This is a genomic window from Rhodococcus sp. GA1, assembly GCF_024321955.1.
Lineage (GTDB): Bacteria > Actinomycetota > Actinomycetes > Mycobacteriales > Mycobacteriaceae > Rhodococcus > Rhodococcus pyridinivorans.
This window is the reverse complement of the sequence record NZ_CP097186.1, coordinates 2,348,455-2,368,406: the sequence shown is the minus strand read 5'-3', so window position 1 is coordinate 2,368,406 and position 19,952 is coordinate 2,348,455. Positions and strand designations below refer to the sequence as shown.

24 protein-coding genes are annotated in these 19,952 nt (G+C 69.1%); 10 read left to right on the top strand and 14 right to left on the bottom strand.

The genetic code is table 11. The annotated features are described in order from the left end of the window. The first annotated feature begins 4 nt into the window (after window positions 1–4). Window positions 5–643 (top strand): UdgX family uracil-DNA binding protein, encoded by a 639-nt coding sequence (locus M3330_RS11085; protein ID WP_255028738.1) that lies wholly within the window; start codon window positions 5–7, stop codon window positions 641–643. A 4-nt stretch (window positions 644–647) separates the two neighbouring features. On the opposite strand, the gene M3330_RS11080 is transcribed toward M3330_RS11085, so the two are convergent. From M3330_RS11080 to M3330_RS11060, 5 genes are read right to left on the bottom strand one after another with little or no spacing between them, the layout of a single operon-like run. After that, window positions 648–1,586 (bottom strand): copper resistance D family protein, encoded by a 939-nt coding sequence (locus M3330_RS11080; RefSeq protein ID WP_064060569.1) that lies wholly within the window; start codon window positions 1,584–1,586, stop codon window positions 648–650. 5 nt (window positions 1,587–1,591) lie between these two features. After that, window positions 1,592–2,125, bottom strand: coding sequence for a copper resistance CopC family protein (locus tag M3330_RS11075; protein ID WP_064256882.1), 534 nt, complete (start codon window positions 2,123–2,125; stop codon window positions 1,592–1,594). After that, window positions 2,122–2,793: a YcnI family protein gene (locus M3330_RS11070; RefSeq protein ID WP_006553374.1), complete on the bottom strand. Its 672-nt coding sequence runs from the start codon at window positions 2,791–2,793 to the stop codon at window positions 2,122–2,124. Before M3330_RS11070 ends, M3330_RS11075 begins: the two co-directional genes overlap by 4 nt. 34 nt (window positions 2,794–2,827) lie before the next feature. Beyond that, complete coding sequence (locus M3330_RS11065) at window positions 2,828–3,319, bottom strand: hypothetical protein (RefSeq protein ID WP_024102630.1); 492 nt, start codon at window positions 3,317–3,319, stop codon at window positions 2,828–2,830. A 35-nt stretch (window positions 3,320–3,354) separates the two neighbouring features. Continuing rightward, a complete protein-coding gene (locus M3330_RS11060) occupies window positions 3,355–4,038 on the bottom strand; it encodes a DUF6474 family protein (RefSeq protein WP_219129779.1) in 684 nt (227 codons plus the stop codon). 149 nt (window positions 4,039–4,187) lie between these two features. Here M3330_RS11060 and M3330_RS11055 point away from each other — a divergent pair, with 149 nt between their 5' ends. Beyond that, complete coding sequence (locus M3330_RS11055; protein ID WP_219130411.1) at window positions 4,188–5,765, top strand: TM0106 family RecB-like putative nuclease; 1,578 nt, start codon at window positions 4,188–4,190, stop codon at window positions 5,763–5,765. Window positions 5,766–5,784: 19 nt separating this feature from the next. After that, window positions 5,785–6,105 (top strand): IclR family transcriptional regulator C-terminal domain-containing protein, encoded by a 321-nt coding sequence (locus M3330_RS11050; RefSeq protein ID WP_255028737.1) that lies wholly within the window; start codon window positions 5,785–5,787, stop codon window positions 6,103–6,105. Here M3330_RS11050 and M3330_RS11045 read toward each other — a convergent pair. The 7 genes from M3330_RS11045 to M3330_RS11015 all read right to left on the bottom strand — a co-directional run bounded on the left by M3330_RS11045 (window position 6,089) and on the right by M3330_RS11015 (window position 12,061). Beyond that, the gene (locus tag M3330_RS11045; protein ID WP_255028736.1) at window positions 6,089–6,898 is read right to left on the bottom strand and encodes an alpha/beta hydrolase; all 810 of its coding nucleotides are present in this window, start codon (window positions 6,896–6,898) and stop codon (window positions 6,089–6,091) included. The two genes, M3330_RS11050 and M3330_RS11045, sit on opposite strands and share 17 nt — an antisense overlap. A gap of 86 nt (window positions 6,899–6,984) precedes the next feature. Then, the gene (locus M3330_RS11040; RefSeq protein WP_006553390.1) at window positions 6,985–7,752 is read right to left on the bottom strand and encodes an SDR family NAD(P)-dependent oxidoreductase; all 768 of its coding nucleotides are present in this window, start codon (window positions 7,750–7,752) and stop codon (window positions 6,985–6,987) included. A gap of 130 nt (window positions 7,753–7,882) precedes the next feature. Continuing rightward, entirely contained in the window at window positions 7,883–9,130 is a 1,248-nt protein-coding gene (locus tag M3330_RS11035) for an MFS transporter (protein ID WP_219129781.1), read from the bottom strand. Beyond that, window positions 9,127–9,630, bottom strand: coding sequence for a MarR family winged helix-turn-helix transcriptional regulator (locus M3330_RS11030; protein WP_255028735.1), 504 nt, complete (start codon window positions 9,628–9,630; stop codon window positions 9,127–9,129). The genes M3330_RS11035 and M3330_RS11030 overlap by 4 nt, the downstream gene beginning before the upstream one ends. A 78-nt stretch (window positions 9,631–9,708) precedes the next feature. Continuing rightward, window positions 9,709–10,407 (bottom strand): TMEM165/GDT1 family protein, encoded by a 699-nt coding sequence (locus M3330_RS11025; RefSeq protein ID WP_255028734.1) that lies wholly within the window; start codon window positions 10,405–10,407, stop codon window positions 9,709–9,711. 264 nt (window positions 10,408–10,671) lie between these two features. After that, window positions 10,672–11,205 (bottom strand): hypothetical protein, encoded by a 534-nt coding sequence (locus tag M3330_RS11020; protein WP_024102643.1) that lies wholly within the window; start codon window positions 11,203–11,205, stop codon window positions 10,672–10,674. A 232-nt stretch (window positions 11,206–11,437) separates the two neighbouring features. Next, the gene (locus tag M3330_RS11015) at window positions 11,438–12,061 is read right to left on the bottom strand and encodes a superoxide dismutase (protein WP_006553395.1); all 624 of its coding nucleotides are present in this window, start codon (window positions 12,059–12,061) and stop codon (window positions 11,438–11,440) included. A 297-nt stretch (window positions 12,062–12,358) separates the two neighbouring features. Between M3330_RS11015 and M3330_RS11010 the strand changes: the two genes are divergently transcribed. The 3 genes from M3330_RS11010 (at window position 12,359) to M3330_RS11000 (ending at window position 14,878) form a co-directional block, all read left to right on the top strand. Further along, the gene (locus tag M3330_RS11010; protein WP_033097862.1) at window positions 12,359–13,453 is read left to right on the top strand and encodes an acyltransferase; all 1,095 of its coding nucleotides are present in this window, start codon (window positions 12,359–12,361) and stop codon (window positions 13,451–13,453) included. A gap of 9 nt (window positions 13,454–13,462) precedes the next feature. Beyond that, window positions 13,463–14,131 carry a peptide-methionine (S)-S-oxide reductase MsrA gene (gene msrA / locus M3330_RS11005; protein WP_006553397.1) on the top strand — a complete coding sequence of 223 codons (669 nt, stop codon included), beginning with the start codon at window positions 13,463–13,465 and terminating at the stop codon, window positions 14,129–14,131. 219 nt (window positions 14,132–14,350) lie between these two features. Next, entirely contained in the window at window positions 14,351–14,878 is a 528-nt protein-coding gene (locus M3330_RS11000; protein ID WP_024102646.1) for a hypothetical protein, read from the top strand. Between the two features lie 31 nt (window positions 14,879–14,909). Here M3330_RS11000 and M3330_RS10995 read toward each other — a convergent pair whose 3' ends face one another. Next, the gene (locus M3330_RS10995; RefSeq protein WP_006553399.1) at window positions 14,910–15,845 is read right to left on the bottom strand and encodes an LLM class F420-dependent oxidoreductase; all 936 of its coding nucleotides are present in this window, start codon (window positions 15,843–15,845) and stop codon (window positions 14,910–14,912) included. A 258-nt stretch (window positions 15,846–16,103) separates the two neighbouring features. On the opposite strand from M3330_RS10995, the gene M3330_RS10990 reads away from it, so the two are divergent. From M3330_RS10990 to M3330_RS10975, 4 genes are all read left to right on the top strand, one after another. Further along, window positions 16,104–16,430, top strand: coding sequence for a rhodanese-like domain-containing protein (locus M3330_RS10990; protein WP_006553400.1), 327 nt, complete (start codon window positions 16,104–16,106; stop codon window positions 16,428–16,430). Beyond that, window positions 16,430–17,485: a DUF4328 domain-containing protein gene (locus tag M3330_RS10985; protein WP_200359171.1), complete on the top strand. Its 1,056-nt coding sequence runs from the start codon at window positions 16,430–16,432 to the stop codon at window positions 17,483–17,485. The genes M3330_RS10990 and M3330_RS10985 overlap by 1 nt, the downstream gene beginning before the upstream one ends. Beyond that, on the top strand, window positions 17,482–18,255 hold the full coding sequence (locus tag M3330_RS10980) for a glycerophosphodiester phosphodiesterase (RefSeq protein WP_016694581.1): 774 nt from the start codon (window positions 17,482–17,484) through the stop codon (window positions 18,253–18,255). The genes M3330_RS10985 and M3330_RS10980 overlap by 4 nt, the downstream gene beginning before the upstream one ends. 62 nt (window positions 18,256–18,317) lie before the next feature. Further along, window positions 18,318–19,235 carry a DUF5926 family protein gene (locus tag M3330_RS10975; RefSeq protein WP_033097860.1) on the top strand — a complete coding sequence of 306 codons (918 nt, stop codon included), beginning with the start codon at window positions 18,318–18,320 and terminating at the stop codon, window positions 19,233–19,235. A gap of 84 nt (window positions 19,236–19,319) precedes the next feature. Here M3330_RS10975 and M3330_RS10970 read toward each other — a convergent pair whose 3' ends face one another. After that, a complete protein-coding gene (locus M3330_RS10970; RefSeq protein WP_024102650.1) occupies window positions 19,320–19,874 on the bottom strand; it encodes a ferritin in 555 nt (184 codons plus the stop codon). Window positions 19,875–19,952 lie beyond the last annotated feature (78 nt).

The following is a 19,952-nucleotide window of genomic DNA, read 5'->3' as shown; positions in this document are numbered from 1 at the left end:
AGCCATGGTGACCTATCCCGGCGCACAGGAGTACGTACCCGACAGCCGCGACCTCGCCGAACTCGCCGCCGCGTCCGCGGGATGCCGGGGATGCGATCTCTACAAGGCCGCCGAGCGGACGGTCTTCGGGGCAGGGGTGCGCGACGCACGCATGCTCTTCGTCGGCGAACAACCGGGCAACGAGGAGGACCTCGCGGGAGAACCGTTCGTCGGGCCCTCGGGGCACCTGTTCGACAAGGCCCTCGAACGCGCGGGCATCGATCGCGGGACGGTGTACGTGACCAACGCCGTCAAGCATTTCCGCTTCGACCGGTCCGCCAACGGCCGCAGACGCATCCACAAGAAACCGTCGGGTGGGCAGGTCGCGGCGTGCCGGCCGTGGCTCGAGGCCGAACTCGACGCCGTCCGCCCCGACGTGGTGGTGTGCCTCGGAGCCACGGCCGCGCAGTCGCTGCTCGGTAAGGACTTCAAGCTCACACAGCACCGCGGGGAGGTCCTGCACCTGCCCGAGGAGCTGTGCGGGTCGTGCGATCCGGCGGTGGTCGTCACCGTGCACCCGTCGGCGGTGTTGCGGGCGAAATCGCAGCGCGACGACATGTTCCGCTCGTTCGTGCAGGACCTGGAACGAGCGGCCACGTTGTGACGGCTCAGCCGGTGGTCGCCAATCCGGCCGCGAGCCCGAGCGCCACCGACATCGCGCACACCTCGAGGACGGCGTTGCGCAGCGACTCCTCCTCCGGGAGACGGTGGGACGCGGCAGCGGGGAGCCAGTTGCGCCGCCAGTTCCACGCGAGCCCCAGCAGGGCGCACAGCACGATTGCCTTCGCGAGCACGACGCGTCCGTAGCCGGTGCCCAGCAGCGCGGAGACCGAGCCGAGCCGTACCGCCGCGTCGACCACGCCCGTGATCACCAACGCCACCACGCACCGCAGGGCCAGCTGCGAGTAGCGCGGCAGCAGTTCCGCCCACGCTCCGCGGCCCCGCACGGTGACGGCCAGCGCCACGAGCACCCCGAACCACACCGCGGCCGCGAGCACATGCACGGCGTTGAACAGCGACCCCAGCGGTTGCTGCGCCATGTGGCCGGTGACTGGCCGGGCGATCAACGCGAGCGCCGCGGCGACGAGCACCGGCAGGGTGGACCACGCCGCCGACCGGCGGTACGCCACAGCGGCGACGACGACGATCGCGGCGATGCACACCCATGCCGCCGCATCCACGCGTCCCGTGGTGGTGCCGACGAACTGCCCGAACCGCCCCACGTCCAGGTCCGCGGCGGGAACATCGGCCGCGGTGGACGCGGCCCAGGCGAGGTCGATGCTCGCGAGCACGAGCCAGACACCGCCGAGCGTGGCGATCGTCCGCCACAGCGTGTCGGAGGAAACCGCGGGACGGCGTTGCCGCTGCACCATCACGGCCAGGACCGCGAGTCCGAGCACGGTCGAGCCGACACACAGCCCGATCGCCCGCACCGAACTCGAGGGGGCGGGCAGGGCGAGGGAACCGGCCACGGCGATGCCCGCGACGGTTCCGAAGGCAACGCCGGCAGCGGCCACGACGAGCCACTGCCGGCGTTCCGGGATCATGCGGGTCAGGCCTTCGGCTTGCGCAGCGCGAAGGCGAGACCTGCGGCGACCACGACGACACCTGCGACGACGAACCACCACACGGCAGGTCCGCTGCTGTCGCTCTCACCCGACTCCGCGCCGGTCTCGCCGGTCGCGGTGTCACCGGACGCCGCTTCACCGGGCGTGCCGGTTCCCTCCTGGGTGAGCGTGAAGGTGCGGGTTCCGCTGATGGGATGTCCGTCGGCGGAGGTCACCCGGTAGGCGATCGTGTACTCGCCCACGGGGCCGAGACCGTCTAGTTCGACGGATGCGTTCGCACCCTCGATGATCGGGTCGCTCTTCGACCACAGGTTGCCGTCCGGCCCGACGACGGTCAGAGCCGCGAACTGCTCCTGCAGGTTCTCGTTGAACGTCACGGTCACCCGATCGGGTGCCTCGGCGATCTGCTCGCCGTCCTCGGGCGAGCTCGACAGCACCACCGAGTGGGCGGCTGCGGAACCGACGGACAGGGTCAGCGCCGCGATCAACGCGGTGAGGAGAACGAGGATGCGCTTCATGCTCGCCGCCCCCGGATCACGGCGCCGAGGCCGAGTGCGGCGCCGAGCGCACCGAGCACCAGGCCGATACCGCCGAGCCACCGCGCGGTGCTGTCGGTGGTGTCCTCCGACGCGCCGGCGGTCTGCTCGGTCTCGGTGGCGTGGGCGTCACCACTGCCGCCGTGCCCGTCGCCGCTGCTCGCCGCGAGGGTCAGGCTGGGGGCAGGACGTTCGGGTTCCTCGTCGCCGGTCGTGATCTCGTCCCACGCCACGACCTCGCCGTCGCTGTAGGTCTGGATCGCGGGGAAGGCGATCTCGTCCTCCTCGGGCAGCGGCCCGACGGACAGGACGAACTGCTGGAACTGTCCCGGCCCGACCTGCACGTCCGGTTCGGCGGTCCACGTCACGGAGGTCGCGAGCTGCGACTCGGGATCCTTCTCGACGGTCGCCGTCCAGCCGGGCAGCGGCTCGGTGCGCGCCGAGCGCAGCCCCGGAAGCTCGACGGTGAGGGCGGTCGTGCCGGCGGTCTCGGACTCGGTGGGGACCCGGAAGGTCAGGACGGTGTAACCGCCCTGCTCGGCTCCGGGTGCGACGACGGTGACGTGGGCCGAAGCGATGCCGGCGCCCGCGACCATCAGCGCAGCGGTTGCTGTCGCGCCCACGAGGGCGCGACGGGAGAACTCGAACATGTATGGGTCTTTCTCGTGGTTGGAGGATCGATCGTCACAGCGCAGCCGTGGCGAGCGGTGGTCCTCTCCGCGAGATGGCCGGGGGTGCACGTCCCCACACGAGCCGGTCGGTCGACGAGGTCGGGGCGAGCACGGCGGGCGCGGCGACCCGGGGGCCGCGCAGCAGCACGACCCGCAGCGCGGTGCCGCACGCCGCGTACACGTGGGCCGCGGCGGTGAGCAGCACCGCGCACACGGCGACGGCGAGCATGTGGGCGCCCAGCATGGACACCGACAGGTGTTCGTGACCGGGCACCAGCACGGTGAGCGCGACGTGCGTGGCCGCCTGCCCACCGGCGAGGAGCACGAGCGGGGACAGCGACGGCTGGTGCGCGCCGAGGATCCCGACGATCGCCGCGACCGCGACCAGCAGTACCGCGACCGGTCCCGTCGGCACACCACCGCCGGCGGCGCCGTGGGCGGCCACCGCCAGCACCGCGGTGGCGATGCCCGCGGTGGTGCCGAGAACGGTCGGATACCTGGTCACTGTCGGTCGTGCTCGTTCCTGATGTGCAGGCCGTGTCAGCGCACGCCGAGGCGCGCGAGCAGATCCGCTTCGATGCCGTCGAGTTCCGACGAGATCGCCGTGTGTGCCGACTTCCGGCGCGCGGCCGGCATCTGCTCGGCCGTCTGCACGGCGGCGGTCAGATCGGTGAGGCGTTCGCGGGTCGCGGTGGCGAACTTCTGCGTCTCCGCGTCCTTGGGGTTGCGCTGCTCGACCTTCGCGAGCGACTGCTCCGCACCCGCGATGCGGGCACTGAGCCGGGCACCGTGACCGGTGAACGAACCCAGTTCCTCGATCGGCACCCCGAGCTGCTGCGCGCGACGCGAGTCGAGCTGACCGCGCAGCGCCGTCACGGCCTGGTAGACGATCGGGACGAGCACCGGCGCGAGCAGACGCGCGACGCCGAGATAACGGCGCACCTTCGCCGCAGTGAGCCCCTGGTTCTCGGCGGCCTTCTTCTGTGCCTTGAGGGTCGCGATCTGTTCCTTCTCGACCTTGGCTTGCGACCTCGCGAGTTCCTGGTCGAGCTTGACCTGCGACTTCGCGAGTTTCTTGTCGATCTTCGCCTTGGCCTTCGCTGCCCGCCGGTCGTTCTCGAGCCGATTCTTCGCGACCAGTCTGGCCTCGATCTTCGCCTTGGTCCTCAGCGCCTTCGCTTCCGCCCTGCGAGTCGCGCGACGCTTCCGTGTGAACAACCCCATCGAACAGCACCCTCCATTCGGTACGACACGACGCTCCGGCGCCCCGCGTCAGCCTAACGTGACGGTGCTGCTGCGAGCCGTCGCCTGTGCAGGGAATACCCTGGAATGTCGTGGACGCAACCGGAGAACTACCGCGGCCCCGACGCGGAGTGTCACAGCGCACAGCCGTCTCCCTCGAGGCCGCTGCGCTGACGAGGTGCCGCCACCGGGTCTATCTCGACGCCACCTTCCCCGACGAACTCGCAGATGCACCCGAGAATCCGGGTGCGCGGCAACGCCAGGAGGCGGCGGCTGCGCATCGCGAGGCGATCCGCCAGACGCTGTTCGACGCCGACCCGGACGGGTGGGTGCCCGTCGCCCCCGAAGGACCGATGTCGCAGCGCGCCGAGCGCACACTCGACGCGTGCCGCGCGGGCGCCGACCGCATCTGGGGTGCGGTGCTGCCGAGCGAACCCGACACCGGACGCCGCGGCCGCTCGGAGATCCTGCTGCGCGACGCCGAACACGGCGGCTACATCCCGGTGATCGTCGTCAACCACAAGGTCACCGATCCCGGACACGGCGCGCTCACCACCGATCTGTTCGCGTGGGCACCCGCTGTCGACGAGACCCGCAAGGTGCGCAGTCAGGTGCGCGACCAGATGCGCCTCGCGCACCTGTACCGGATGCTCGAACGTCACGGACTCGCGAGCCCCGCGAAGGTCGCCGGCGCGATCGGCTACGGCGGCGACTGCATCCTCGTGCACGATCTCGACCAGATCCTCGACGACTACGACGCCCGCCTGGCGGACCGACTCGAGATCGCGCGGGGTCTCACTCCGACGGCGCCGTCGCAGATCGGTGAGTGCAAGACCTGCCCGTGGTGGGACCGCTGCCGCGCCCAACTCACCGTCACCCGGGATGTGTCGCTCGTCGCGCCGGGGCAACGTGCCGCCGTGCTGCGCGAACTCGAGGTGCACACCATCGACGGCCTCGCCCGGTGGGAGGGCGGGGAACCGGAAGCGTGGCCGCAGGGTTCGTTCGAGGACGCGATCGTCACGGCGCGGGCGTGGATCGCCGGTGCGCCGCTCGTGCGTCGCTACCGGCACGTGCACGTCCACCGCGCCGACGTCGAGGTCGACATCGACATGGAGAGCTACCACGAGCACGGCGCCTATCTGTGGGGCACGCTGCTCAATTCGAGATCGTCCTCCGAGTACATCCCGTTCGCGACGTGGGAGCCCGTGCCGACCGACGACGAGGCACGCTCGTTCGCCGAGTTCTGGCGCTGGCTGTCGGACCAGCGGCGCGCGGCCGAACGTCGTGGGAAGACTTTTGCGGCCTACTGCTATTCGCGGTCGGCGGAGGACAAGTGGTTGCTGTCGTCGGCGCGGCGGTTCCACGGCTTCCCGGGTGTGCCGGAGCTCGCGGAGGTCAAGGCGTTCATCGGTTCGAACGAGTGGGTCGACATCTTCCAGGCCGTCACCGACCAGTTCGTGTGTCCGAACGGCAAGGGGCTGAAGAAGATCGCACCGATCGCGGGGCATCACTGGCGTGACGCCGAGGCCGGGGGTGAGGCGTCGATGAGCTGGTACCGCGAGGCCGTGGGCATGGCGGGCGAGCCCGATCCGGCGCAGCGTGTGCGGTTGCTCGAGTACAACGAGGACGACGTGATCGCCACGAAGGTCCTGCGCGAGTGGATGAGTGATCGCGCGGTGCTCGACATCCCGTTCATCGAGGACCTGTAGCGCAGGTCGTGACACGCGCGTGGTTCGGCGGCAAGCTGATGCCGGCACACATGCCCCGGGGGCGGCACCGGACGCCGAGTTTCGCCGGCTCACCGAGTTCACGATGTGCGAGCGCGAGTCGCTGGCGCGGGAGCTGCGCGACATCATCTCGTCCGGTTACGCGAAGGAGTGCCAGGAGACCCGGCTGGGCAGGGCGGCGCTGGCCGTCCCGATCCGCGACTCGTCGTCCTTCGTCGTCGGCGGCCTGTACCTGCACGGGTCGGCCGCGAAGGTGCAACCCGATCCCGATCTGGTGAGATTCCTCGTCGACGGCTCCGCCAGGCTCACAGGCCTGCTCTGAGCCGGATCAGTGCGTCCACCACGGGCGCGCCGAACATCGGCGGATCGTTGTGTTCGAGACCGTCGAGCTCGACCCGCTCGTGCAGCCATCGGGCGGCATCGGCGACTGCCGAGCTCTGGGCCGGCGGGACGATGCTGTCGGCGGTGCCGTAGACGACCGTGATCGGCACGTCGATGTGGCCGACGAGTTCGGCGACGGGGAACTCGTCCTTCAACAGTGCGGCGGGCACGAAGGGATAGTGGTGCCGGGCCACGGCGGCGAGATCGGTGAACGGCGAGCGCAGCAGCATCCCGGCGGGAGGTTCGTCGACGGCGAGCGCGGTGACCACGGCGCAGCCGAGGCTCTCCCCGAAGTACAGCACCCGGGCGGGGTCGACGTCGCCGCGTGAACGGAGATGCTCGAGGGCCGCGCGGGCGTCGGCGGCGAGACCCTCCTCAGTGGGGGAGCCGGGATTGCCGCCGTACCCGCGGTAGTCGAACAGGAGCGTCGAGAAACCCGCCGCGGCGAGGTCGGCGGCGGTGTCGACGCGGCCGAGTCGGTTGCCGCCGTTACCTGGAGCGAGGAGAACGGTGAAGTCGGCTCCGGGGCCGTCGGGGGCGCGACCGGGCACGAACCAGGCCTCGAGTTCGAGACCGTCGTCGGTGGTGAGCACGACGTCCTCGGCACCGGGCAGGACGGTCGCGGCGGGCGGGGGAGTGGAGCTGTCGGGCAGGTAGATCAGGCGTCGTTGCAGCGCCCACCCGGCGACGCCGACGAGCGCGACGACGAGCACCACGGCGAGAACGATCCGCATGGGTCCGGTCTAACGCATGTGCGCGTTCCCGGCAGCCGGAACTGCCGGAAACGCGCACGGAAGAGGCGGGGTTACCGGAGGAAGGGTTACCGCGGCGCCATGCGCAGCGCGCCGTCCATGCGGATGGTCTCACCGTTGAGGTAGTCGTGCTCGACGATCATCTGCGCGAGCTGCGCGTACTCGGCGGGCTGGGCGAGCCGCGACGGGAACGGCACACCGGCCTCGAGGCCCTTGCGGTACTCCTCGGTGACACCGGCGAGCATCGGGGTGTCGACGATGCCGGGGGCGATGGTGTTGACGCGGATGCCGAACTGCGCGAGGTCGCGTGCGGCGGGGACGGTCATGCCGTGCACGCCACCCTTCGACGCGGAGTACGCGATCTGACCGATCTGGCCCTCGAACGCCGCCACCGAGGCGGTGTTGATGACGACGCCGCGCTGACCCGACTCGTCGACCGTCTCGGTCTTGGAGATCGCGTCGGCCGCGAGGCGCATGACGTTGAAGGTGCCGAGCAGGTTGACGGTGATGACCGTGCGGAACAGCTCGAGGTCGTGCGGGCCGTTCTTCGACAGGATGCGGCCGGCCCAGCCGACACCGGCGCAGTTGACGACGATGCGCAGCGGAACACCCGACTCGACGATGCGGTCGACGGCGGCCTGCACCTCGTCGCCGCTGGTCACGTCGGTGGCGAGGAGCGTGACACCCGCGGGTGCGGCATCGCCGACGCGGTCGATGGACTGCTGCAGGTCGAGGCCGAAGACGGTGGCTCCGGCGTCGGCGAGACGGCGTGCGGTTGCGGCGCCGAGACCGGATGCGGCGCCGGTCACCAGTGCGGCGGATCCCTGAATCTCCACTGTTCGTATCTCCTGTCCCGAGCCGAGGGCTGCGTGAACCCGACGGGTTCGGGCTCGTTGGCACCGAGTCCGACTCCGTCGGGTTCTCTCACAGAGCCCTACGGCGTGTGAGTGTCGTTCGTCACGAACCCTAACCGGTCACGGCCGCGGGTTCCGCGGGGGTCGCGGTCCGGCGGCGCAGTGCGACGACTCCCATCGCCGCGGCGACGAGACACGCGACGGCACCGAGCAGCAATCCGGCCCGGCCACCCCACTGCTCGCAGACCCATCCGGCGATGGGACCGCCGATGGCCGTGGAGCCGAGGAAGGCGACCGACCACAGGGCCATCACCCGTCCGCGCATCGTCGGCGCGGAGGCGAGTTGCAGCGAACTGTTGGTGGTGGACGTGAACGTCACGCTCAGTGCGCCCACGATCACCATGAGCACGATGAGCGTGGTCAGGTTCGGGGCCGCGGCGGCGACCGCCATGGCGATGCCGAACGCGAGGGAGGTGAGGATCAGCGGCCGGGTTCCGGTGCGACCCCAGGTGGCGACGGCGAGGCCCCCCACCACCGATCCGGCGCCCATCGCGGCGGTGAGGAAGCCGTAGGCCCCGGCACCGGCAGCGAAGGTGTGGTCGGCCAAGACCGGCAGAACCACCTGGAACTCGAAGGCCAGACATCCGACGAGCGCCATCATCGACAGCGGGACGGCCAGGTCGGGCGTGCTGCGGACGTAGGCGAAACCCTCACGCAGCTGTCCCTTCGCGCGGGCGGCGGCGGGGGAGCGCTGGAGCCGGGAGACGTCGAGTCGCAGCAAGGAGGTGACGACGGCAACGAAGCTCGCGGCGTTGAGCAGGAAGCACACGCCGAGTCCGCCCGCGGCGATGACCAGGCCGGCGACGGCCGGGCCGATCATGCGGGAGCACGAGGCGAGGACCGACTGCAGGCTCACGGCGTTCCGCAGATCCTCCGGACCGACCAGTTCGAGCATGAACGACTGTCGGGTGGGGTTCTCGAAGCACTGGTTGAGGCCGAGCGCGACCGCCAGGACGTAGACGTGCCACAGGGCGATCGTGTCGGTGACGACGAGCAGCCCCAGGATCAGGGCCTGCACACCCATGAGGGTCTGCAACCCGATCATGAGCCGGCGTTTGTCGGAGCGGTCGGCGACCACGCCGCCGTAGGGGCCGAGCAGCAGCATCGGCACGGTCTGCAGTGCGAGCACGATGCCGATGGCGGTCGCGGAGCCGGTGAGCTGCAGGACGAGCCACGACTGCGCGACCGTCTGCATCCACGTGCCGATGAGCGAGACGGCCTGGCCGCTGATGTAGAGGCGGAAGTTGGGGCCGCGCAGGGCGGCGAAGGTCTGTCCTCTGATGTCGGCGAGCATTGTCACGGGCGACCCCTCCCGGCGGAGGGGCGCGGTGAATCGGCGACGCGCTGCGAGAGTGCCTCGAGGGCGGGCAGTGCGTCGTGCAGAGCTTCGAGGTGCCGGTCGCTCAGTTCGGTGAGGTGACGGGCGAACAGGGCGGTGCGGCGGTCGCGCAGTTCCGCCGAGAGTGCGGCACCGGCGGGAGTGATGTGGACGCGGACGACACGCTTGTCGTCGGTGTCGGGGGACCGGGTGAGCAACCCGGCGTCTTCGAGTTTGCCCACCATGCGCGAACACATGGTGGGGTTGAGCCCTTCGATCTCCGCGAGGTCGCGGACTCCGATCGTCGCGTGGCGGGCGACGGTCGTGAGGAGGGTCGACTGCGAACGCGTCAGCCCTTCCTCCGAGGCGAACATGCCCATGCGGCGGGAGATCCGTCCGATCGCGATACGCAGACGATGGACGTCTTCCGCGTCGAACGGAGGAGTTTCGGATCGAGGGGTGCTGTCCGTGAGTTCAGACATGGAACCACCTCCGAATTTATTTGCCTATCGGCAAGCATACTCCTGTGCAGAGTGGAAAGACACTGTTCGGAACGGTGATCAGGGACGCATGAGCGCCGGGGCCTCGTCCTCCGTGACACGGCGGGCGCGCCGGCGGACGACCACCATCGCGGCGACGGACAGCAGCAGGGCCACCGCGCCGGCGATCGGTCCGACGACGCCGGTCGCCGGGAACAGGCCGTCGCCGAGCATCCACGCGCCGAAGCCGAAGAACAACGCGGCGGCGCCGTAACGGATGGCGTTGTCGGGAAGGTGCCGGCCGAGCACGGCACCGATGACGATGGCCAGCGCGTCGGCGGCGACCATGCCGACGGTGGACCCGATCCACACCCCGGCCCAGTTGTTGTCGGTCGCGAGCGTGATGGTCGCGAGCATCGTCTTGTCGCCGAGCTCGGCGAGGAGGAACGCGGAGGTCACGGCGAGGAAGGCGGAGCGCGCCACGCGTCCGGCCTTGGACTGCTCGTCGTCGTCGAGGGAGTCGCCGCGCAGCGTCCACGCGCCGAAGATCAGGAAGGCGATGCCGCCGACGATGGAGATGGCGGTCGCGGGGATCGCGACACCCAGATAGTGCCCGACAGCCACTGACACGAGGTGCACCGCGGTGGTCGCGAACAGGATCCCCGACAGGACGACCCACCAGCGATACCGCAGGGCGAAGGTCATCGCCATGAGCTGGGATTTGTCGCCGAGTTCGGCGACGAAGACGACTGCGAAGGACAGGACGAGCGCGGACCACATATGCGTTTCCTCCTTTCGTATGGAGGAAACGGGGCTTCCTCCGGACGCCGGACGCACGGTGCGACCAGCGGCCGAAGGTCTCGCCCACCGGAGGATGATCCGGTCCGCGGGGCCGGGCAGTGCCGTTGTCGGGCGCCGCCAGTATGTCGACCCTGCGATTGGGGGCTACTCCCCTTCGCCGACGACAACGTTAGCCCGGCGAACCGAATTCTGTAAAGGCAATGCTAACTTTCGGAGAACCGAACTCTCGTTTTCAGGGCGCCCTCACGAAGCGAGCAGCATAGCCAGAATCGCGGTGTCGGGGTCGTTGCCCGGATCCACTCCCACCTTGCTGACCAGTGCCGTCACCGTGCCGTCCGGTTCGGCCTCGACCCACGCGGCGCGATGCTCGAGCCCGAGATGTGGGATCCCGGGGAGCAGCACGCAGCCCGAGGCGGCGCCGGCGTTCTCCGGCAGTGACGGCGTCGTCTCCGACGGCGGATGCAGCATGATCAGTGCCGGCGGCTGATGCTCGGCGAACCGTCCGGGCTGCACGGCACGCTCGCCGAGCACCGGACCTTCGGCGACCACGAGGCCCACGGTTCCGGGCTCGGGGTCGTCGGGCAGTTCTTCTTTGACCCCGAAGACCGTCGAGGTGGGCAGCAGTCCCGGCAGCGACGCGATCCGCACCGTCATCGCCAGCACCTGGGCCCATTCGCGGGTGGTCGCGGGCCATCTGCCCGAGACGACGAAACCTCGAAGCGACCCGGCGGACTGGAATGCGGACAGCTCGATGCGGCTGTGTTCCTCGGCGTTCATCCCACTCCTCCCTCTCGGTCGGTAAGGGGAGAATGCCCGTTTTCTTCGTCGGCACACAAGAGGTGTCGAGTGCCAGCACTGCCGCTACACCTCTTGCTATCCGCCTCGGCAATTGCTGCGGCGGATAGCGATTCCTGTAGCGGATAGGAAAGACCAGGCCCGGAGACGACGAAGGGCGCCGGTGTCCCGGCGCCCTCGCTGTCGGTCTCGCGACCTGTATGACCGATCCGTACTAGACGATCAGGCCCGAGGTGGCGGTGCGAGCGCGCTCGAAGCGAGCCTGCACGTCCGCCCAGTTGACGATGTTCCAGAAGGCCTTGACGTAGTCGGCCTTGACGTTCTGGTACTGCAGGTAGAAGGCGTGCTCCCACATGTCGAGCATGAGCAGCGGGGTCAGGCCGATCGGGATGTTGCCCTGCTGGTCGTACAGCTGGACGATGATCAGACGCTGTCCGATCGAATCCCACGCGAGGATCGACCAGCCGGAGCCCTGGATGGAGTTCGCGTTCGCGGAGAAGTGATCGCGGAACTTGTCGAACGAACCGAAGGCATCGTCGATCGCAGCAGCGAGCTCACCCTCGGGCTTGTCGCCACCCTCGGGGGAGAGGTTGTTCCAGAAGACGGAGTGGTTGGTGTGACCACCCAGGTGGAAGGCGAGGTCCTTCTCGAGCTTGGTCGCCTGGGCCGCCATGGTGCCGTTCTCGCGGGCCTCGGCCAGCTTCTCGAGAGCGGTGTTCGCACCGGCGACGTAGGTGGCGTGGTGCTTCGAATGGTGCAGCTCCATGATCTTCGCCGAGATGTGCGGCTCGAGCGCTGCGTAGTCGTAGGGCAAGTCCGGAAGTGTGTATTCAGCCACGAAGGGTCCCTTCTTCACCGGGCCGTCCGGCCCGTGCAGTTATTCCGTACCTTCTCGGGTTTCCACCCAAGTCCATAACTACACCGTCCGCAACATTCCCCGTAATGCGGACACGATCGGACCGCGACTGTGTCGGAGAGCACCCGGAACGGCCCACGCGTCCGGAAAATAGCTCTCACCAGCGCAAACAGTCGGATATCGGGACCATCGGCAACGGCTGCGTGAACGGGACCTTAACATTGGCGCGTGTTTCGGCCCTTCCTGAACGAACCGACACGCGGGGCCGATGCACCGCGTGTGGATCTGCCGGGCGTCGATGTCGTCCGGTTCGTCGCGGTCGCGGCCGTGCTCTACTCCCACATCGCCTTCTACCTGATCGACGACCTCGGGACGGGCTGGTGGGGCATCGACCTCACCTACGAGGTACTCGTCAAGGGCGCCGGCCTCAACCAGCACCTGTCGTCCGTCGGGGTGACGGCGTTCATGATGCTCACGGGCATGCTCGTCACCCGGTCCGCGATCCGGCAGGACCGCCGGAAGTTCCTCATCGCCCGGGCCGCGCGGCTCCTGCCGGCCTTCTGGGTGGCGATCCTCGCCGCGGTCGTGCTCGTGTGGCTCGGCATCAACGGCACCTTCAGCGGCCACACCACGGTGTCGGTCTCCGAGGCGTTCCTGTCCTTCTTCCTGGCTGCGTTCTTCCTGAAACCACAGGTGATCGTGCTCGGCGTGGTGTGGACGCTCGCCGCACAGATCTCGTTCTACCTGTGGTGCGTGGCGGGACGGTCGCTGCTGCGGACGGCGCCGGTGGCGGTGCCGATGCTCGGCGCCGTGCTGTGCATGCTGGTGCTCCTCTACAACCTGTACGTGCCCGAGCCGTACACGGTGCCGTTCCTGTCGAAGATCGCGTCGACGCTGCCGACCTTGTTCCTGGGGCAGATCGTGTACTTCGGCTGGGCCGGCCTGATTTCGCTGCGCGCCCTGCTGGCGGCGATGTTCGCGCAGATCGCGGTGATCGTGATGGCCACGGACATCAACGTCTACTGGTCGGGCAGCCGCTATCTGTGGACGGTGACGGTGGTCTTCGCGGCGATCGTGCTGGTCGCGCGGTACGACGGGCGCCTCGCGCGCTCGACCGTCGTCTCCTGGGTCGCGACTCGCAGCTACTGCATCTACCTGACCCACACCCTCGTGATGTACCGGATCTACGAGAACACCGTGGGCATCGTCGGCACGACCGCGGCGATCGTGCTGCTGCTGATCGGCTGCGGTCTCGTCGCCGAGGTGCTGTACCGCAGCGTCGAGGTTCCGGCTGCGCACTGGATCAAGAGCCGCTGGCTCGCGCCGAAGCAGGTCGCTTCCGACGAACGGACTGTCGCTCCGACCCGCGCGTAGCATCGGGTCATGTCCTGGTTCGACGAGATCCTCGCCCGTGCAGGTTCGAAGTCGCAGATGGTGACGCGCGAGGACGCGCTCCCCGGTCGCGCCGAACCGCTGCCCGTCCCCGAGACCCACTACGTCAACGGCAACCGCATCGTTCCCCCCTTCCCCGAGGGCCTGCAGGCCGCAGTCGTCGGCATGGGTTGCTTCTGGGGCGCCGAGAAGGAGTTCTGGCAGCTCGACGGCGTCTACTCGACCGCGGTCGGCTATTCCGGCGGCTACACCCCCAACCCCACCTACGAGGAGGTGTGTTCCGGCCGGACCGGGCACACCGAGGTGGTGCTCGTCGTCTTCGACCCGAAGGTGATCGGCTACGAACACATCCTGCAGCAGTTCTGGGAGAACCACGACCCCACCCAGGGCATGCGGCAGGGCAACGACCACGGCACCCAGTACCGCTCGGCGATCTACACCCACGACGAGACGCAGATCGAGGTCGCCGAGGCCACGGCCGAAGCGTTCGGCAAGCGACTGGCCGACGCCGGATACGGGCAGATCACCACGGAGATCGCCCCGCTCACGCAGTTCTACTACGCGGAGGACTACCACCAGCAGTACCTCGCGAAGAATCCCAACGGCTACTGCCCCGTCCACGCCACCGGCGTGAGTTGCCCGGTGGGCCTCGGCGCCTGAGAGAGCGTCGGGCCTCAGGGTTCGACGGTGTCGCGCACCACATCTCCGCTCGCAGTGCGAGTGTGAGATGCGTTGGCGTTCCTTGAACTTCCCCGAAGGCGGACGCATTCTGGAAGAAGGGATCATTCCAGAGGGGGAAAGGGACGGCTTGCCGACATGACGACCAGAGCGGGGTATCTGCGGCGTACACGGCGAAGTCTGCGCAGGCGGGATCCGCTCGTGCGTCGCACCGACAAGCTCGAGGCGCGCTGCTTCACCCTCATGATCGCCGTGATGGCGATCCTGATCCCCGTCGCGGTGTGGGTGTCCGCCACCATGTGGAGCTCCCAGCTCGAACTCTCCGAGAAGCAGAATGCCGAACGTGTCAGCGTCACGGCCGTCCTCGACGCCGATGCCCTGAGCGACTCCTCCGGATGGGGCGAGACCGTGAAGATCTCCTCGGCCCCCGCGACCTGGGGTTGGGGCGACGAGACGCGTCACGCGCTCGTCCAGGTGGACAGTCTCGCGACCGCGGGCAGCGAGGTGCAGGTCTGGGTCGAGGGGAGCACCGGCGAATACACGCAGCCCCCGCTGACCACCTCCGCCGCGAAGTTCACCGCCGTGCTGTCCGGGGTGTGGTTGTGGACGTTCTCCGCCGCCGCCGCGGCCGGGCTGTTCGCCCTCGCGCACTGGCGTCTCGAGGTGCGGCGCAGCCGCGAGTGGAGCCGGGACATCGAAGCGTTCCTCGGCTCCACCAGCAGCCACTGACCCGGCTAGGACTGCAGGCACCGCCTGTGCGTCAGAGATCCGCGACGGCGGGCATGACCTCGTTCGCCACCAGTTCGAGGTGCTCGAGATCGGCGAGATCGAGGACCTGCAGGTAGATGCGCTGCGTCCCGGCCTCGGCGAAGGTGCGGATCTTTTCGATCAACTCCTGCGGCGTGCCCGCGAGTCCGTTCTCCCGCAGTTCGTCGACCTCACGGCCGATCCGTGCCGCGCGACGCGCGATCTCGTCCTCGTCCCGGCCGCAGCACAGCACGAGTGCGTTCGAGTAGGTCAGTTCCTCGGGGTCGCGTCCGGCATCCCGGCAGGCCGAGCGCACCCGCTCGAACAGGACCTTCGTCTCGTCCAGCGACTTGAACGGCACGTTGAACTCGTCGGCGTAGCGCGCCGCCAGTGCCGGCGTGCGCTTCTTGCCTGCGCCGCCCATGACGATCGGTGGGTGGGGACGCTGGTACGGCTTCGGCAGCGCCGGGGAGTTCTCGATCCGCACGTGCTCGCCCTCGTACGAGAACGTCTCGCCCTCGGGGGTGTCCCACAGGCCGGTGATGACCGCGAGGGACTCCTCGAAGCGGTCGAACCGCTCCTTCAGCGTGGGGAAGGGGATGCCGTAGGCGAGGTGCTCCTCCTCGAACCAGCCGGCTCCGAATCCGAAGTCGACGCGTCCGCCGCTCATGGCGTCGACCTGCGCGACGGAGATCGCGAGCGGGCCGGGGTACCGGAAGGTCGCCGAGGTGACGAGCGTGCCGAGGCGGATCGTCGACGTGTCGCGGGCGAGACCGGCCAGCGTGATCCATGCGTCCGTCGGTCCGGGCAGGCCCTCGGCGTTCATGGCCAGGTAGTGGTCGGAGCGGAAGAACGCGCCGTAGCCGAGTCGTTCCGCGGTCTGTGCGACGGCGAGGAGGTCGTCGTAGGTGGCGCCCTGCTGGGGTTCGGTGAAGATGCGTAATTCCATGACCCGATCATTTCAGCGACGGAACCGGCGCGGGCCATCGGCGGGTGCTTGTCCACTGTGAGATGTCTCGAGCGTGATTCCCCATGCGTGGATAGGCCTGTTGATGAACCTGTGGAAACTGTGGATAACTCCAGCGGATGGGGTTGATGGGGAGTGTTGTGGAAGACCCACCTGCCCCACCTGCGGAACAGTATCGGTACGACCACACCCACATCCGTTCACGCCGCGTGCCACTATTGAGACGTGAGCTTTTCCGACGTGCCCACCGTGTCGGTCGACCTGGTACCCGAACTCGGCGACGAGGTCGTCCTCCTCGACGTCCGCGAGGACGACGAATGGGAACTCGGACACGCCCCCGGCGCGCTGCACATTCCGCTCGCCGACGTGCCCGCCCACATCGAGGAACTCGACCCCGACGCCGAGATCTACGTGATCTGCAGGCAGGGCGGCCGCTCCCTCGGAGCGGTCGAGTACCTGGCCCGCATCGGGTACGAGACCTTCCAGGTCGCGGGCGGCATGGTGGCGTGGCAGAAGCACGGACTCCCGCTCGTCTCCGAGCGCGACGAACCGGCAAAGATCTATTGATGTCGGCCTATCAGATCTGTGTGCGCTGTGAGAATCGCTGGCCGGTGACATATCAGCCGCGGCAGTGGTGCCCGGCCTGCCGCGGTGTGCTGCTCTCACCCGTCGCCCCCGACGGGACGGTTCCTCCGTCGCGCCGTAACTTCCGCTGGGTCGCGCGACCCGCGGGTGGTGCTCCGACGACCGAACCGACGTCGCCTGCGCACGGGTGTCCGGCTCCAGAGACCCCGTCCTATCGTGAGATGCCCCGCTGGGGACTGCTCGATCCGCTCCCGGACGAGGACGTCGAACCCGATCGCGCCGAGACCGCCGCCGACCTCGCGCCGACGCTGCTCGTCGGCGCCGCCGTCGTCTTCGGTCTCGCGGCGGTCGCCGAGGCCGTCCGGTACGGAGTGTTGCTGTACAACCGCACCCGTCTCGTCGACCCGCTCGTGCTCGCGTTGTCGGATGCCGCGGTGTGGGCGACCCAGGTGGTCGGGCCGGTCGTGGCGCTGGCCGCGGCGGTCGCATCCGGATTGCGGTTGATCGACCTACGCCGGCGCATCTACGCCGAGCGTGGTCTCGCCGAGTCGCGGTCGCCGCTGTCCATCCTCGCGGGGCTGGTCGTTCCGGGCCTCAACCTCGCGATGCCCGGTGTCTTCCTCACCGAGATCGCCGACCGCGACCCGCGGTTGCTCCGCGCGATCCGCACCTGGTGGGTGCTGTGGGTGGTCAACGGTGTGCTCATGATGGCGCTGCTCGCGTGGCGTCAGCGCGACACCCTGCAGGCCCGCGCCGACGGCGTCCTGCTCACCGCCGTCCTCGCGGCGCTCGGGACGGTCGTCGCGCTGTCGACCCTGCACGTCCTGCGCCTGTTCGACGACGCCGACCTGTGGGGACGGCCGCTGCGCCGTCGCCGCTTCACCCACGCGGCAGGTCCGGCCTCGTCGCCGATCGCGCCCATCGTCCCCGCCGCCGTGCGCGAGCAGGAACAGGCCCGCGAAGAACAGGACGACGCTCCGGAATCGGCCGGAGAACGAGCGGACGACGAGGAGCGCGTTGAGGCGGTGGCGCCGTGACCCGCAGCGCGCATCCCCGGGTCGTCGCGCATCGCGGTGCGTCCGCCGCCCTCCCGGAACACACGATCGGCGCCTACGAGCTCGCGTTGAAGGAAGGTGCCGACGGCGTCGAATGCGACGTGCGGCTCACCCGCGACGGTCACCTCGTGTGCGTGCACGACCGCACGATCGACCGCACCTCGAACGGCACCGGTGTCGTCAGCGAGATGACCCTCGACGAGCTCGCGCAGTACGACTACGGACGCCCCGGCGAGCCCGCCGACCTGCTCACGCTGCGGCAACTGCTCGAACTCGTCATGGACTTCACGAGTGTCCCGGTGAAGGTCTTCGTCGAGACCAAGCATCCCGTCCGCTACGGCGGTCTCGTGGAGAGCAAACTGCTCGCCGAACTGGCCCGCTTCGGTCTCGCGACCCCGGCATCGGCCGATTTCTCCCGGGTGGTGGTGATGTCGTTCGCGGCGGGGGCCGTCTGGCGCATCCGCCGGGCCGCGCCGCTGCTGCCCACCGTGTTGCTGGGGGAGACCTCGCGCTACCTGCGCGGCAGTGCCGCGACCACCGTCGGCGCGACCGCTGTCGGTCCCTCGATCGCGACGCTGCGCGAGCACCGCGATCTCGTCGACCGGGCTGCGCTGTCGGGCCGGGCCACCTACTGCTGGACCGTCGACGACCCCGCCGACGTCGAACTGTGCCGCGAGCTGGGCGTCGAGTGGGTCGCCACCAACCATCCCGGGCGCACCAAGCTGCAGCTCGACGCCGCCTTCGATCGGTGAGCACCCCCACCCGGTCCCGCGACCTCGACATCGCGACACGGGTCGCCGTGTAGTTTGACGCCGTGGCCAAGAAGAGCAAGAGAAACAGCGGACCCAAGCCCGGCAGCAACCGCGCCGCGAAGCTCGAGCAGCGCCGACTCGAGCGGGAAACAGCGGCCGCCGCGACGTCCCGGCCCTTCGAAGGACTCGCCTTCGAATGCGATCTCGTGGCACTGCGCGAGTTCGTGCCGTCGGCCCTCGCGGAGCTGCCCGCGGCCGAGGACGGCCGTCGCGTCGTGGGTGCGACCATCCTCCCCGGCGGGGTAGCGGCCCTGGTCCGCGAGGAGAACGGTGAGCCGGTCGCGTACGTCGGCCTGCAGCTCGCCACCGGCTTCGGCCCGGACCCGGCGGGTGAACTGGCCGCGGCCCTGCACTGGGCGCACACGGCCGAGCCGGGCTCGTCGCTGCAGGTCGCGAGTGTCGACGACGACACCCCGCCGTTGGCCGAGCTGATCGACCCGGCAGCCGTGCCGGCGATCACCGTCCACAACGACTTCGACTGGTGGATCCCGGCCGGTGTCGAACCGAGCGCCGAGATCGCGCACACCGTCAAGCACGCGAACGAAGCCGTGCTGCCGTCCGCGCGTCTCGAAGGCGACGGTCTCCGCGGCGCGTGGTGGGTCGATCCGGGCGAGAAGGCGCACCTGCGCTGGGTGCGCCCCGAGGACGAGGACGCGCTGATGGCGGCGCTGTCGCGCGTGCACGCGGCGGGCGGTCTGCACCTCGGTGAGGGATCGCGGTTCGCTGGTTCGTTCCGCACCCACGGTCTGCTGGTGCCGGTCTTCGACCTCGACCGCGAGAAGCACCCCGACGAATGGGTCACCCCGACCATCGAGTTCGGGCAGCGCCTCGACGAGGCCCTCGCCGTGGACGAACCGCTCACCGCCGCCGAGCGCCGGTCGCGCGACGGCCTGCGCAGCCGCCAGGTCACCCTGCGCTGACCCGCTCACGACAGCACGAAGGCCACCTCCTGCGGGAGGTGGCCTTCGTCGTTCCGGGTGGGCTGTCCCCGGATGGAGGAACGATCAGATGGCACCGCCGGCGGCGAGCGGGGCATTGCCGCGCGGCTCGCGCACCTTCGAGTTGAGCTCGCGGGCCACGAAGTCCTCGAGGTTGAAGAGGTTGGAACCGGCACGGTCGGCCACGGTCAACAGGGTCGTCATCGTCGCAACCTCCTCGACCTGTTCCTGCAGGAACCACTGCATGAACTGCTCGCCGAGGTAGTCGCCCTCGTCGCGCGCGGTGCGGGCGAGCTCGACGATCTGGTCGGTGACCTTCTTCTCCTGGGCGAGGGCCAGCGCGATCGGCTCGCGGGCATCCTCGAACATCGACTGCACCGCGTCGACGCCGGTGAGGTCGACGGCCATGTCGCGGTCCAGGAAGTACTGGACGATCATCATGGCGTGGTTGCGCTCCTCGACGGCCTGCGCGTAGAAGTGCTTCGCCAGCTGCGGGAGATCGGTGTTGTCGTAGAAGACCGCGATGGCGATGTACTGATGCGACGCCGTGAACTCGTGGCGGATCTGGTCGTGCAGCAGCGTGTGGAACTTGGTCTTGGTCATGTCGCCCATCGTCGTCATGATCACGACGTTAGTGCAGGTCAACACGCTTTTCATCCAAGCCTTGGCTACCCTTGGGCAACGCAGCATCGGCTACCC

What these genes read in the sequence shown, in the direction of transcription:
- M3330_RS11020 (WP_024102643.1), bottom strand. Translation starts at nt 11,205, where the DNA reads ATGAACGCCGAGGAACACAGCCGCATCGAGCTGTCCGCATTCCAGTCC.
- M3330_RS11075 (WP_064256882.1), bottom strand. Translation starts at nt 2,125, where the DNA reads ATGAAGCGCATCCTCGTTCTCCTCACCGCGTTGATCGCGGCGCTGACC.
- M3330_RS11030 (WP_255028735.1), bottom strand. Translation starts at nt 9,630, where the DNA reads ATGTCTGAACTCACGGACAGCACCCCTCGATCCGAAACTCCTCCGTTC.
- msrA (WP_006553397.1), top strand. Translation starts at nt 13,463, where the DNA reads ATGTCCTGGTTCGACGAGATCCTCGCCCGTGCAGGTTCGAAGTCGCAG.
- M3330_RS10970 (WP_024102650.1), bottom strand. Translation starts at nt 19,874, where the DNA reads ATGACGACGATGGGCGACATGACCAAGACCAAGTTCCACACGCTGCTG.
- M3330_RS11080 (WP_064060569.1), bottom strand. Translation starts at nt 1,586, where the DNA reads ATGATCCCGGAACGCCGGCAGTGGCTCGTCGTGGCCGCTGCCGGCGTT.
- M3330_RS10995 (WP_006553399.1), bottom strand. Translation starts at nt 15,845, where the DNA reads ATGGAATTACGCATCTTCACCGAACCCCAGCAGGGCGCCACCTACGAC.
- M3330_RS10985 (WP_200359171.1), top strand. Translation starts at nt 16,430, where the DNA reads ATGTCGGCCTATCAGATCTGTGTGCGCTGTGAGAATCGCTGGCCGGTG.
- M3330_RS11085 (WP_255028738.1), top strand. Translation starts at nt 5, where the DNA reads ATGGTGACCTATCCCGGCGCACAGGAGTACGTACCCGACAGCCGCGAC.
- M3330_RS11070 (WP_006553374.1), bottom strand. Translation starts at nt 2,793, where the DNA reads ATGTTCGAGTTCTCCCGTCGCGCCCTCGTGGGCGCGACAGCAACCGCT.
- M3330_RS11025 (WP_255028734.1), bottom strand. Translation starts at nt 10,407, where the DNA reads ATGTGGTCCGCGCTCGTCCTGTCCTTCGCAGTCGTCTTCGTCGCCGAA.
- M3330_RS11045 (WP_255028736.1), bottom strand. Translation starts at nt 6,898, where the DNA reads ATGCGGATCGTTCTCGCCGTGGTGCTCGTCGTCGCGCTCGTCGGCGTC.
- M3330_RS11060 (WP_219129779.1), bottom strand. Translation starts at nt 4,038, where the DNA reads ATGGGGTTGTTCACACGGAAGCGTCGCGCGACTCGCAGGGCGGAAGCG.